The 13,286-nt window shown below is 62.8% G+C and carries 12 protein-coding genes; 5 read left to right on the top strand and 7 right to left on the bottom strand.

All coding sequences use genetic code 11. The features are described from left to right. A partial coding sequence (locus BN1143_RS21110) for a LysE family translocator (RefSeq protein WP_052444042.1) occupies positions 1–622 on the bottom strand: 622 nt, incomplete at its 3' end. A gap of 70 nt (positions 623–692) precedes the next feature. Between BN1143_RS21110 and glpE the strand changes: the two genes are divergently transcribed. Continuing rightward, the gene (gene glpE, locus BN1143_RS21105) at positions 693–1,016 is read left to right on the top strand and encodes a thiosulfate sulfurtransferase GlpE (protein ID WP_005307320.1); all 324 of its coding nucleotides are present in this window, start codon (positions 693–695) and stop codon (positions 1,014–1,016) included. Beyond that, positions 1,013–1,846 carry a rhomboid family intramembrane serine protease GlpG gene (glpG, locus tag BN1143_RS21100; RefSeq protein WP_005307318.1) on the top strand — a complete coding sequence of 278 codons (834 nt, stop codon included), beginning with the start codon at positions 1,013–1,015 and terminating at the stop codon, positions 1,844–1,846. Before glpE ends, glpG begins: the two co-directional genes overlap by 4 nt. Before the next feature lie 117 nt (positions 1,847–1,963). Here glpG and BN1143_RS21095 read toward each other — a convergent pair whose 3' ends face one another. Next, the gene (locus tag BN1143_RS21095) at positions 1,964–4,381 is read right to left on the bottom strand and encodes a VolA/Pla-1 family phospholipase (RefSeq protein WP_042052102.1); all 2,418 of its coding nucleotides are present in this window, start codon (positions 4,379–4,381) and stop codon (positions 1,964–1,966) included. A 301-nt stretch (positions 4,382–4,682) separates the two neighbouring features. Here BN1143_RS21095 and ubiK point away from each other — a divergent pair, with 301 nt between their 5' ends. Further along, positions 4,683–4,940, top strand: a complete 258-nt coding sequence (gene ubiK, locus BN1143_RS21090; protein ID WP_005307315.1) for a ubiquinone biosynthesis accessory factor UbiK — start codon at positions 4,683–4,685, stop codon at positions 4,938–4,940. Positions 4,941–5,065: 125 nt separating this feature from the next. Here the strand turns inward: ubiK and fre are convergent, their stop codons facing one another. The 5 genes from fre to trxA form a co-directional block, all read right to left on the bottom strand. After that, positions 5,066–5,764, bottom strand: coding sequence for an NAD(P)H-flavin reductase (fre, locus tag BN1143_RS21085; RefSeq protein WP_017780576.1), 699 nt, complete (start codon positions 5,762–5,764; stop codon positions 5,066–5,068). A gap of 168 nt (positions 5,765–5,932) precedes the next feature. Then, positions 5,933–7,402: a 4-hydroxy-3-polyprenylbenzoate decarboxylase gene (ubiD, locus tag BN1143_RS21080; protein ID WP_042052100.1), complete on the bottom strand. Its 1,470-nt coding sequence runs from the start codon at positions 7,400–7,402 to the stop codon at positions 5,933–5,935. 30 nt (positions 7,403–7,432) lie between these two features. After that, the gene (locus BN1143_RS21075; protein ID WP_042052098.1) at positions 7,433–8,452 is read right to left on the bottom strand and encodes a hypothetical protein; all 1,020 of its coding nucleotides are present in this window, start codon (positions 8,450–8,452) and stop codon (positions 7,433–7,435) included. Between the two features lie 107 nt (positions 8,453–8,559). Beyond that, positions 8,560–9,825, bottom strand: a complete 1,266-nt coding sequence (rho, locus tag BN1143_RS21070; RefSeq protein WP_005307308.1) for a transcription termination factor Rho — start codon at positions 9,823–9,825, stop codon at positions 8,560–8,562. A 207-nt stretch (positions 9,826–10,032) separates the two neighbouring features. Then, positions 10,033–10,359 carry a thioredoxin TrxA gene (gene trxA / locus BN1143_RS21065; RefSeq protein WP_005307306.1) on the bottom strand — a complete coding sequence of 109 codons (327 nt, stop codon included), beginning with the start codon at positions 10,357–10,359 and terminating at the stop codon, positions 10,033–10,035. Between the two features lie 113 nt (positions 10,360–10,472). On the opposite strand from trxA, the gene rhlB reads away from it, so the two are divergent. Further along, entirely contained in the window at positions 10,473–11,762 is a 1,290-nt protein-coding gene (gene rhlB / locus BN1143_RS21060) for an ATP-dependent RNA helicase RhlB (RefSeq protein ID WP_042052096.1), read from the top strand. 13 nt (positions 11,763–11,775) lie between these two features. Next, a complete protein-coding gene (gene gppA / locus BN1143_RS21055) occupies positions 11,776–13,266 on the top strand; it encodes a guanosine-5'-triphosphate,3'-diphosphate diphosphatase (protein WP_010635565.1) in 1,491 nt (496 codons plus the stop codon). Positions 13,267–13,286 lie beyond the last annotated feature (20 nt).

The raw sequence follows: 13,286 nt of genomic DNA, 5'->3' as shown, positions 1-13,286 counted from the left end.
GCCGCGGCGGCACCAGCAGCAACCCCTGCAGGGGACTGCCGGCATAGGCCCAGCAGGCGATGGAGCACAGACAAATGACCAGGTAGAGGCCGCTGAACAGGGCCGCCTGCCCCACCCCGCCCGCACTGCCATAGGCCCCCATCCCCATGCTGGCGGCGAGCCAGGCCTTGGGATTGAGCCACTGCATCAGCGCCCCGTACCAGAAGGAGGGCGCCACCCCGTCGACCCCTTCCACCCGGCTGCTGTCCACCAGCAATTGCCAGGCCATCCAGCCGAGGAAGATTACCCCGCCCCAGCGCAGCAGCTCGGCCGCCGCCGGCCATTGCAACAGGGTGGCGCCCAGCCCCAATCCCATCAGCAACAACAGCAGGATAAACCCCAGGGTGGCCCCGACCACGTGGCGCAGGCTGGCCGCAAAGCCGTGCCTGGCACCGCTGCCGAGGGCGACCAGGTTGACCGGCCCCGGGGTGATGGACATGGCCAAGGCAAACCCGGCCATGGATAACAGCAGACTCGTCTCCATGAATAACGCTCGTATCGGTAAAAGGAGCCCCCAGCCTAGCCGGCACCCCGCCCCGGGTATTGAAGGAAATTGCGATCGGCCCCGGCAATATCCGGACACATTGCGGGCTTAGCGCCGGCACCCGCTTGCGGTAAACTGGCCCTCAATCACCTATTCGCAGGACATGTTAATGGACCAGTTTGCCCATATCAGTGCCCATGATGCCCACCAGAAGCTCAGCGCCGGTGAAGCCCGCCTGGTGGATATTCGCGACCCCCAGTCGTTCGAGACGGCCCACGCGGTCGGCGCCTTCCACCTCACCAACGGCACCCTGGTGCGTTTCATGAACGAGGTGGACTTCGACACCCCGGTGATCGTGATGTGCTACCACGGCAACAGCAGCCAGGGCGCCGCCCAGTACTTGCTGCAACAGGGGTACGATGAGGTCTACAGCCTGGATGGCGGCTTCGAGGCGTGGCGCAGGGAGTTCCCGATCCAGGCGGGCGACGCATGATCCAGCTGCTGGTGCTCGACAACGCCCGCATGGCCCAGGCGCTGGTGGACTACCTCTCCACCCTCGGCATCTCGTGCGAGCTGACCCAGTCGGAGTTGGGGGTCACCATCTGGCTGGCGGACGAGCAGCGCCTCGCCCAGGCCCAGCAGGAGGTGAAGCGCTTCCTGGCCGAGCCGAGCCATCCCCGCTACATGGAAGCCTCCTGGCAGTCCGGCCGGGCCGATGCCCGCATCGACTACAGCAAGGGGATGAGCGACCCGGTCACCGACTTCCTGCATCAGGCGGGGCCGCTGACCCTGGTGGTGATCATCGCCTGTCTGGCCATCTACGGGCTCGACGCCATCGGCCTGCCGATCTTCGACGAGCTGGCCTTTCACCCGACCCTGGCCCAGTTCACCGACTGGCAGGCGTGGCGCTACTTCACCCCGGCCTTCATCCACTTCTCGGTGCTGCACCTGGTGTTCAACCTGCTGTGGTGGTGGTATCTGGGGGGCCAGATCGAACAGCGGCTCGGCAGCGGCAAGCTGCTGATCCTGCTGCTGGTAGGCGCCGCCCTGCCCAACCTGGCCGAGTTTTTCGCCAGCGGCCCGCTGTTTGGCGGCCTCTCCGGGGTGGTCTATGCCCTGCTCGGCTACTGCTGGCTGCGCAGCAAATTGCAGCCGGCCTGCGGCCTCACCCTGCCACCGGCGCTGATGGGCTTCATGCTGTTCTGGCTGGCACTCGGTTTCTTCGATCTGCTCGGCACCCGTACCGCCAACATGGCCCACCTGGCCGGCCTGCTGGTCGGCCTGCTGCAGGGCTGGCTGGACAGACACCACCAGCCTGCCTGAGTTGCTGCGATCGGCTCGGCAGCCAACACGTCTGCTGATCTGGCCCACCCGGCTACGAGTGCTATACACGAAAAAAAACGCCGCCCCTCGGGGCGGCGTTTTTATTGGCAGACTGGCTTACTGCTTGAGCAGGCTGCCGTTGGTCACCTTGACCGCAGTGCCGCCGCTCATGAAGAAGCTGGCGAACTCGGACTGCATCTCGGTGGTCACGTCGCCGTTCGGATCGAAGTTCTCGTCCGGTGCCAGCAGCGAGCTGTGGCCACCAGCCACGAAGCGGGCTGCGTTGTGGCTGGCCGCACCGGTGGCGGTCAGCGGCTGCAGCGCCAGCACCTTGAACAGCGGCTCGGTGCCGCCCAGCGGGGCGGAGGCGATGCTGTTCGGGATCACCTGATCCGACAGGCTCAGCGCGCCATCGCCGACGATCTCGGTGGCGAACAGCGGGAAGTCGCTCTTGATGCCGCTGCCGAGGTTGATCGGGTCAGCCGAATCCAGCACCGACTGGGCCGCGAAGCTGTAGCTCTGCAGCGTGCTGGCCGCAGCGGCCTGCTGGGTGGCGCTCAGGCTCGGCAGGAACTCGTTGACGAAGCAGGTCGGCACCGCGGTCTTGCAGCTGGGGGCGTAGGCGGTGAAGCCCGCTTTCAGCTCGGCACTGCCGCTGGTCAGCACGCCCATCTTGATGGTCGGACCGAAGGTCGGCGAGTTCAGCAACAGCGGCGCTATGCCGCCACCCGGCATGGCCAGGCCACCGGTATCGAACTTGAACAGGGCATCCGCCTGGGCATTGCCGATAGACTGGTTGGCGACCGCCAGCAGGTTGGTACCGGAGATGGCGCCCAGGGAGTGGCCCAGGAAGTGCACCTTGAGGCTGCCGGCGCTGCCGATGGCGCCCTTGGCATTGGCCAGACCGACCGCCAGACGCAGGCCCAGCAGATCCGCCACGCTCTGTTTCAGGTTGTCGCGGGCCACGGTCAGGTAGCTCAGGTTCAGGTAGGGGGTCGGATTGTCGGAGGTGGTGACTGTGTCCATGCTGCCGCTCAGGGCGAAGCCGCGCTCACCGTGCAGCGGGTGATCGATCACCACCAGCGCCACCTTCTTGCCTGCCTGCATGCCTGCATAGATCTGGCCCAGCGCCAGCGCATAGGCGTTCTCTTTCACCGAGGTGACGCCGTGCTGATAGATGATCACGTCGGTGATGGTGTTGAGGGCATCCTTGGCGAAGACGCGCATCGGCACCGACTGCACCTCTTCCAGCATGGGCAGCGGGTTGAAGCGGCCGATGTTCTGCTCGGCATCCAGCGGCTTGCCGCCGGAGGTGAGGGTCACCCCGATCAGCTTGCTCGCCTCGGCCAGCAACTCGGCCTGACGGGTCGGGTCGGCAATCAGCGTCGCCAGCAGGGCCGGGTCTACGCCCGCGCCCACCAGCCCGGCGATCACTTCGCTGTCAGACGCTTTCAGGGCATTGGCGATGGCGTAAAGGCTGGGGATGGCGCCGTGCCAGGACTGGGTCTTGGCCTTGTCCCAGGAACCGGCGGTGGCCGGCGAGGAGAGGAAGTAGGGCAGCTTGACGGTACCGGTATAGACAGTGGTCAGCTGGGCCAGCCCGTTGAGCGGGGCGCCAGGGCCGAAGGCGGTGGCCAGCGCATCTTTCTGCTCCTGCGGCAGGAACGCCTCGGCGTCCAGCTGGGTCAGGAAGGGGTTGCTGCCTGTCACGGCCAGGGTGTAGGTGCCGGGCAGGCTGGTGTTGCCCTTGGCATCCTGCTTCCACAGGGCGGCCGCGTCCAGGGTCGGGCTCTTCAGCACGGATGCCGCAGCCCCTTTCACCGCGACCAGCACATCGGCACCAGACTGGGTACCGAACCAGTCGGAGAAGATGACGTGATCGGTGGAGACGCCGGTGGCGGCCTTGAACAGGCCCTCCTGCAGGGCGATCAGACCGTTGATGGTCTGCTCCTGGGCATTGCTGCCGACGTTGTTCTTGTAGTTGCCGTAGTCGCTGCCGGCCTTGACCGCGTTGCCGTTGCTGTCCTTGAGGGAGTCGGTGGCCACGATCATGTAGTAGGAGGAGGGGTTCAGCGGCTTGAGCGGTACCAGGTTCAGCTTGCCAGCCGAGGCGGCCACCACGAAGTCCACCCCGTAGGTCAGCACCTTCTTTACGCCGCTCGGGCGCAGGGCTGTGCTGTCAAAACCCAGCTCCAGCAGGTAGAGCGGGGCCACCGAGGCGGCAAACTCGGCGGCAGCCGGTGCCTGGACAGTGATGCCGGACGAGGTGACGGGCACGATCTGGATGGCCTGGGTCGTGGACCAGCCATCCAGGGTAGACATGGCCGACACCGGGTTGGAGAGATCCGCCGTTTCGGTGGAGAATTTCAGGGTGCCATCGCTGGCCCGGGCCGCCAGGGCACTGGGGCGCACTGCGTTGGAACCGGTCAACAGATAGTCGAGATAGCTGGAGGTGTCGCCTTTGTTATCGTCACTGCCACCACAGCCGGCCAGCATAGCACTGACGACTGCGGCATAAATTAGCTTCTTTTTCATATCCTTATCTCTTTTTAGTTGTTATCCATGAAATGCTGACGGCGTTGGGTATAAACCCGACCGGTACATCTTAACAGCAACGCAACAATTATTAAGTAGCTGGTCGGTCATCTGATCTGCTTTTTTTGTGTACAGCATCAAGGAATTGGAATAGAAACGGGACTCGATAGGTTAACAGCTTCATCCCGGATACCAGACCCGACCAGCGGTCACTTGTACGCCAGATGGCAAAAAGCGACCCCCGATCTCGGCAAAGCGGATCAATTGCCGGTAGAATGGCGCATTGCTTAAGGAGAACCACATGATCGACCCGAAGAAACTGGAAGAGATCGCCAAACAGGTGCACAACTCCCTGCCGCCCGGCATTCGCAGCATGGGTGAAGAGGTGGAGAAGAAGATCCGTCAGGTGCTGCAGTCCCAGCTCGGCAAGCTGGATCTGGTCAGTCGCGAAGAGTTTGACGTGCAGACCAAGGTGCTGCTGCGCACCCGCGAGAAGCTGACCGCCCTCGAGGCCAAGCTGGCCCAGCTCGAGCAGCAGCTCGGCGCCAAGGGCGAATAACACTGCCCCCATAAAGCAAACCCCAGCCAGGCTGGGGTTTGTTGTTTCTGACCTGCCGCAAAGCAAGCTGCGGCAGGCAGATCTAGCGAGGCCTTCCCGGTTACGTGACCGGCCTCATGCCGAACTCAGATGAACTCGTAGGCGTCGCCGAAGATGCGCTCCGGCTCGGCACCCAGGATCTTGAACTCTTCCCGCGCCGCACCCGCCATCTCGAAGCGGCCAGCCACATAGATGTCGTAGTCATGCAGGCTGACGAAGTCATCCATGATGGCCTTGTGCACCAGCCCGGTCTTGCCGGTCCAGTCACTCTCCGGCTCCTGCACCACGGGGATGTAGGTGAGCGGAGCGTAGTCGCGCTCCCACTGCTGCATCTGCTCCTGCTCGTAGAGCCAGTGCGCCTGGCGCACGCCCCAATAGAAGAACACTGGGCGCTTGCTGCCGCTGTCGATCAGGTATTCCAGAATGGCGCGGGCGTAGGAGAAACCGGTGCCGCCTGCCATCAGGATCAGCGGCCGGGGTGACTCTTCCCGCAGGAAGGCCTTGCCCGCCGCCAGCTCAATCTCGATCTCCCCCTGCTCGCGCATGCGGGCCAGCACCTGGCCGGCATAGGCATTCTCCGGGGTGGCGCCGATCTGCAGCTCCAGCACGCCAGGGCGGGTCGGCGAGTTGGCGATGGAGAAGGGACGCTTGTCCGAATCACTCATCACCACCAGCAGATACTGGCCCGGCTTGAAGCTGACCTCTTGCAGCGGCGTCAGGGCCACGTGCCAGATGGTGTCGACATATTCGCGCAGTTCCTCTACGCGGCACTTGATACGTTGCATTCTTATCCTTGTGACGGGCTCGTTCGGCCCGCTTTCGCTCTTGATTCACTGTGGACTGGCGACCAGCAGAGTGGTCAGGTCAGTCGAGCATACCCAATTCAGCTCAAATGGCATCAATCTTTTGCATCCCGGCCAGGCGGCACGGCCCGCCGGGCCGGCCGCCGCTCATCAACCGAGAATGTTCAGCTCGTCCCAGAGGGCATCGATCTTCTGCTTCACCGCCTCGTCCTGGACGATGGGCTGGCCCCACTCGCGGTTGGTCTCTCCCGGCCACTTGTTGGTGGCGTCCAGCCCCATCTTGGAGCCAAGGCCGGAGACCGGCGAGGCGAAGTCCAGGTAGTCGATCGGGGTGTGCTCGATCAGGGTAGTGTCGCGGGCCGGGTCCATCCGGGTGGTGATGGCCCAGATCACGTCCTTCCAGTCGCGGGCATTGATGTCGTCGTCGCAGACGATCACGAACTTGGTGTACATGAACTGGCGCAGGAAGGACCAGACCCCCAGCATCACCCGCTTGGCGTGGCCCGGATAGCGCTTCTTGATGGTCACCACCGCCATCCGGTAGGAGCACCCCTCCGGCGGCAGGTAGAAGTCCACGATCTCGGGGAACTGCTTCTGCAACAGCGGCACGAATACCTCATTGAGCGCCACCCCCAGCACCGCCGGCTCATCGGGCGGACGGCCGGTGTAGGTGCTGTGGTAGATGGCATCCTTGCGCATCGTCATGTGGGTGATGGTGAAGACCGGGAACTCGTCCACCTCGTTGTAGTAGCCGGTGTGATCGCCATAGGGCCCCTCGGGAGCCAGCTCGCCCGGCTCCAGATAGCCTTCCAGCACGATCTCGGCGCTGGCAGGCACCTCCAGATCGCAGCTGATGGCCTTCACCACCTCGGTACGGCTGCCGCGCAGCAAACCAGCGAAGGCGTATTCGGAGAGGGTATCCGGCACCGGTGTCACCGCGCCGAGGATGGTCGCCGGATCGGCGCCCAGCGCCACCGCCACCGGGAAGCGCTTACCCGGATGGGCCTCCTGCCACTCGCGAAAATCGATGGCACCGCCGCGGTGATCCAGCCAGCGCATGATCAGCTTGTTCTTGCCGATCTTCTGCTGACGATAGATGCCGAGGTTCTGCCGTTTCTTGTAGGGGCCGCGGGTGATGGTGAGCCCCCAGGTGACCAGCGGCGCCACGTCGCCAGGCCAGCAGTGCTGGATCGGGATCTGGTCCAGATCGACCGCCTCTCCCTCCAGCACCCGCTGCTGGCAGGGGGCGGACGAGAGACGCTTGGTCGGCATGTTGAGTACCTGCTTGAAGATCGGCAGCTTCTCCATCAGCTCCTTGAAGCCACGGGGCGGCTCAGGCTCTTTCAGGTAGGAGAGCCAGGTCCCCACCTGGCGCAAGGCGGCCACGTTGGGCTGGCCCATGCCCATGGCGACCCGATCCGGGGTGCCGAACAGGTTGGTCAGCACCGGCATGGCGTAACCCTTGGGATTTTCGAACAGCAGGGCCGGCCCACCCGCACGCAGGGTGCGGTCGCTGATCTCGGTCATCTCCAGATAGGGGTCTATCTCGCGCGTGATGCGCTTGAGTTGTCCGCTTTGTTCCAGCTGCGCGATGAAATCACGCAAATCCTTGTATTTCATGCAGGTACCCTGTGTGCAGGCGATGCCGCATTATAACTCCGGGGAGCCGGCGGGTGTACCCGGTTCGGGTTGCGCCATCGGACTTGAATGACGCTTTTCCTGCCGAGTCAGCCGATCGGCAAGCTGGGCCAGCAGCCTCGGCTCGTCCACCTGCAACAGCAGGCTGGCCACCTGACCGCTGTACTGGCGGTTGCCCAGCTCTGCCAGCAGGAACTGCTGGGCGGTGTCGGGCAGCGGCGAAAGCTGACTGAGCTGGTGCAGGGCGGTCTGTTTGAGGGAGGCGTTGCGGCTGGCGGCGATCAGCAGATCGCTCGCCGCCTGACCCTGATGAAAGCGCCCCACGCTGGCCAGGGCCGCCACGCTGTCGTGATCCGCCGGTTGACGCCACAGCTTCTGATAGAGGGCGCTGTCGCCGGTACGCTCGGCCAGCAGCCGCAGCAAGCGGTTGTCGGGCAGGAAGATGTTCAGGCCGGCCAGCTTTTGTGCCTCGCGCTGCAGCACAGTGACAGGCTGTCCGGCGAGTACGTTCAGCAGCGCCTGCTGTTGCTGGGCCAGATCCGGGTTGCGGCTGTTGTAAATCTGCTTGAACTCGAAGCGGTTCGCCTCCAGCAGCTGGCGGTAGTTGTCCTGCCAGGCCTGCAGTTGCCAGCGGCTCAGCACCTGCCGCGCCGCGGCGGCAAAGTCGTAGGCGGGTTGCTGCACCAGAAAGCCGTCCACCTCTTTTTCCACCAGCCAGCTGGGGGCCTTGAACGACTGGGCGCGCACCCAAGCCAGCAGTTGCGGGCTGTCAGCCCTGGGCTGACTATCGAGGGTGGCAAGCAGCTGGCACAGCAGATACTCCCGCTGCCCCACGGCCAGGGAGTCCAGCAGGGAATCGATGGCGGCAAACTGTCCCTGCTGCAAGCGGCCGGTCAGGTAGTCGAGGTGGCCCTGCAGTCCCTCGTCGGCCACCAGCGCGACGCGAGGAGCCGTCCCGGCGGACGGAGTCTGGCCCGCCAAAGCCGGCGGCACCAGCAGCCAGCTCAGCATTATCAGGAGTACATGCTTCATGACGTCCCTATCCTTGTGACATCGAGGTTTCATACTACTCAGGCGACCGCAAAATAGATAAACAAAAACCGCGACCTGGGCCGCGGTTTCATCATTTTTCGAGTCGGTTACTTCTGCTGGCGCCGCATGGCGTCGAAGAACTCGTCGTTGGTCTTGGTCATCGCCAGCTTGTCGATGAGGAACTCGATGCCGTCGATCTCGCCCATCGGGTGGACAATCTTGCGCAGGATCCACATCTTCTGCAGCTCGTCGCCGGTGGTCAGCAGCTCTTCCTTGCGGGTACCGGAACGGGTGATGTCGATGGCCGGGTAGACGCGCTTCTCGGCGATCTTGCGCGAGAGGTGCAGTTCCATGTTGCCGGTGCCCTTGAACTCTTCGTAGATGACTTCATCCATCTTGGAGCCGGTATCGATCAGCGCGGTGGCGATGATGGTCAGGCTGCCGCCCTCTTCAACATTGCGCGCGGCACCGAAGAAGCGCTTCGGACGGTGCAGGGCGTTGGCATCCACACCACCGGTCAGTACCTTGCCGGATGACGGGATGACAGTGTTGTAGGCACGGGCCAGACGGGTGATGGAGTCCAGCAGGATCACCACGTCCTTCTTGTGCTCGACCAGACGCTTGGCCTTCTCGATCACCATTTCGGCGACCTGGACGTGACGGGAAGCCGGCTCGTCGAAGGTGGAGGCGATCACTTCGCCCTTCACCATCCGCTGCATCTCGGTCACCTCTTCCGGACGCTCGTCGATCAGCAGGACGATCAGTTCGCAGTCGGGGTGGTTGTAGGCGATGCTCTGGGCGATGTTCTGCAGCAGCATGGTCTTACCGGCCTTGGGCGGTGCGACGATGAGACCGCGCTGGCCTTTACCGATCGGGGACGCCAGATCCAGTACGCGGGCGGTGATGTCTTCGGTGGAACCGTTGCCACGCTCCATGCGCAGACGCTCGTTGGCGTGCAGCGGAGTGAGGTTTTCAAACAGGATCTTGTTGCGGGAGTTTTCCGGACGGTCGTAGTTGACCTCGTTGACCTTGAGCAGAGCGAAGTAGCGTTCGCCCTCTTTCGGCGGCCGGATCTTGCCGGAGATGGTATCGCCGGTGCGCAGGTTGAAACGGCGGATCTGGCTCGGGGAGACGTAGATGTCGTCCGGGCCGGCCAGGTAGGAGCCGTCTGCACTACGCAGGAAGCCGAAACCATCGGTCAGGATTTCCAGCACACCGTCGCCGAAGATATCCTCGCCACCCTTGGCGTGCGCCTTGAGGATCGCGAAAATAATGTCTTTCTTGTGCGCCCGAGCCAGATTTTCCAACCCCATGGATTCGCCAAGCTGTACCAGCTCGGACACAGGAGTGTTCTTTAATTCAGTCAGATTCATAGTGGTGAAAGTCTGTAAGCAAGGATTGAAATGAGGAGACAGTCTGCTGGATTGATGCTGATCGGATTTGATTTGCCAGGCTGATGTGTGAGCAAAGAGTCAGGCAAAAAGGTTAGCAAACGAGCGATAAATTAGCACCAATCGGGGTGAGCGTCTAGGTGATAAAACAGAAGGAGCGCATTATTGCAATGCGCTCCTCGATGATTATTACAGGTTGCCGTCCAGGAACTCTTTCAGCTGAGTCTTGGACAGGGCACCGACCTTGGTCGCTGCCACTTCGCCATTCTTGAACAGCAAGAGGGTCGGAATACCACGAATGCCATATTTGGGCGGAGTGTCGGCGTTATGGTCGATGTTCAATTTCGCCACGGTCACACGACCGGCATACTCTTGGGCGACTTCGTTCAGGATCGGGGCAATCATCTTGCACGGACCACACCATTCGGCCCAGAAGTCGACCAGAACGGCGCCATCGGCTTTGATTACATCTGCCTCGAAGCTGGCATCGCTCAGCTGAACAATCTTGTCACTCATCTCCAACTCCAGTCAGTAATTAAGGCTTTATTGACGTATCAACAAAGGCAATAGTTGCCCTATTTGAAATGATCCTGTTTATTATTGCAAGCCTAACCTGATAACCTACCGCCATGAGCAAAACACACTTAACGACCGACAAATTCGCCCAAATGGGCCTCGAACCCGAAGTTCTGGCTGGTCTGGAATCAAAGGGATTTCACTATTGCACCCCCATCCAGGCACTCTCTCTGCCGCTGCTGGTAGAAGGCCATGACCTCGCCGGCCAAGCCCAGACGGGTACCGGCAAAACCATCGCCTTCCTGGCTGCCACCTTCAACTATCTGCTGACCCACCCGCTGACCAAGCCGCGCCTCATCAATCAGCCGCGCGCCATCATCATGGCCCCGACCCGGGAACTGGCAGTACAGATTTACAACGATGCCGACAGCATGGCCACCTCGACCGGCCTCAAGCTCGGCCTCGCCTACGGCGGTGAAGGGTACGACAAGCAGCTGGCCGTGCTGGAGCAGGGTGTCGACATCCTGATCGGCACCACAGGCCGCATCATCGACTACTTCAAGTCCAAGGTCATCGATCTGAGCAACATCCAGGTCGTGGTGCTGGACGAAGCGGATCGCATGTTCGATCTGGGCTTCATCAAGGACATCCGTTTCCTGTTCCGCCGCATGCCGCCCGCCACCGAGCGTCTGAGTATGCTGTTCTCCGCCACCCTCTCCCTGCGGGTGCAGGAGCTGGCCTACGAGCACATGAACCACCCGGAACATGTGCAGGTCGAGCCGGAGCAGATGACCGGCGTACGAATCAAAGAAGAGCTCTTCTACCCTTCCAACGAAGACAAGATGTTGCTGCTGCTCTCCCTGATGGAAGAGGAGTGGCCGGAGAAAGCCATCGTCTTCGCCAACACCAAGCACGTCTGTGAAGACGTTCACGCCTGGCTGGAGAATGACGGCCACCGGGTCGGTCTGCTGACCGGCGACGTGCCGCAGAAGAAGCGGATGAAGATCCTGGAGGACTTCACCAAGGGTGCGGTAGACATCCTGGTTGCCACCGACGTGGCCGCCCGTGGTCTGCACATCCCTGACGTGACCCACGTCTTCAACTACGACCTGCCCGACGACGCCGAGGACTACGTACACCGTATCGGTCGTACCGGTCGTGCCGGCAAGAGCGGTCACTCCATCAGCCTGGCCTGTGAAGACTATGCCTTCAACCTGCCGGCCATCGAGGAGTACATCCACCACCCGATCCCGGTCAGCAAGTATGACCGCGAGGCGCTGCTGGATGACGTGACCGCGCCGAAACGGGTGTTCCGCAACCGTCAGCCGGTGAACCGCAACATGCGCGATCGCCAGGGCGGTGGCAACAGCAACAACCGTCGTCGTCCTCCCCGCAAAAGCTGAAGGATAGGCCCAGTTGCACAACTCGCCTCTCTATGCCGCCATCGACCTCGGCTCCAACAGCTTTCACATGCTGGTGGTGCGCGAGGTCGCCGGAGCCCTGCGCACCGTCACCAAGGTCAAGCGCAAGGTGCGCCTCGCCGCCGGTCTGGATGCCGATTTTCGTCTCAGCCGTGCCGCCATGGAGCGGGGCTGGGACTGTCTGCGCCTCTTCTCCGAGCAGCTGCAGGATATTCCGGCCGACAACATCCGGGTAGTGGGCACCGCAACCCTGCGCCTGGCCACCAACGTCGACGAGTTTCTGCGTGAAGCGGAACGGGTGCTCAACCACAACATCGAGATCATCTCGGGTGAGGAAGAGGCCAAGACCATCTATGAAGGTGTCTCCTGGACCTCGGCGGGGGAAGGCAACCGGCTGGTGATCGACATCGGCGGCGCCAGCACCGAGCTGGTGATCGGCGAACAGAGCGAGGCCAAGCTGCTCAACAGCCTGCACATGGGCTGCGTCACCTGGCTCAACAACCACTTCGGTGACGGCGAGCTGAGCGAAGCGCGCTTCAACCAGGCCATCGCCGCCGCCAAAACGGTGCTGGAGAAAGTGGCGGACGATTACCGCGTGCTCGGCTGGCGCACCTGCGTCGGCGCCTCCGGTACGGTGCAGGCGCTGCAGGAGATCATGCTGGCGCAGGGCAAGAGCGAGCGTGTCACCCTGCCGAAGCTGCAGGAGCTGATGGGTCAGGCCATCGCCTGTGGCAAGCTCGACCAGCTGCAACTGGAAGGGCTGGCCGCCGAGCGGCTGACCGTGTTCCCCTCCGGCCTCGCCATCCTGATCGCCATCTTCGAAACCCTCGGCATCGAGAGCATGACCCTGGCCGGCGGCGCCCTGCGTGAGGGGCTGATCTATGGCCTGCTCGGCAACAATCACGACTGTGATGCCCGCGATCGTACCGCCGACAGCCTGATCAGCCGCTACCAGCTGGACAAGGAACACGCCGAGCGGGTGCGCGATACCGCCATCGAGGCATTCACCCAGCTGCAACCGGCCTGGCGTCTCTCCAAGCGCTACGGTCGCCCGATCCTGCGCTATGCGGCCCTGCTGCACGAGATCGGCCTGTGCATCGAGTACAAGAAGGCGCCGCAACACGCCGCCTACATCATCGACAACATCGACATGCCGGGTTTCACCCCCGCGCAGAAGAAGCTGCTGTCGGCCCTGCTGTTCAACCAGCGGGACGAATTCAAGCTGGAACCACTGGAGAAGCAGGGTGCCGTCACGGCTCGCCAGGCGATCCGGCTGGCCCGCATCCTGCGCATCGCGCTAATCCTCTGCATGCGCCGCACCCAGGGCACGGTGCCGATCTTTACCCTGCAGGCGGATGACGAGGCTCTGACGCTGACCCTGCCCAAGGGGTGGCTGGACGAGCACTACCTGCGTGCCAGCGAGCTGCGCCTCGAGGTGGAGCGCCAGCAGAAGATGGGCTGGCCTACCCGGCTGCTGGAAGCCTGATTGGGCCCAGCCCAATCAGT

Origin of the sequence: Aeromonas dhakensis, from assembly GCF_000820305.1 — a bacterium.
Taxonomy (GTDB): Bacteria; Pseudomonadota; Gammaproteobacteria; order Enterobacterales; family Aeromonadaceae; genus Aeromonas; species Aeromonas dhakensis.
This window is presented reverse-complemented; position numbering and strand designations above follow the sequence as displayed.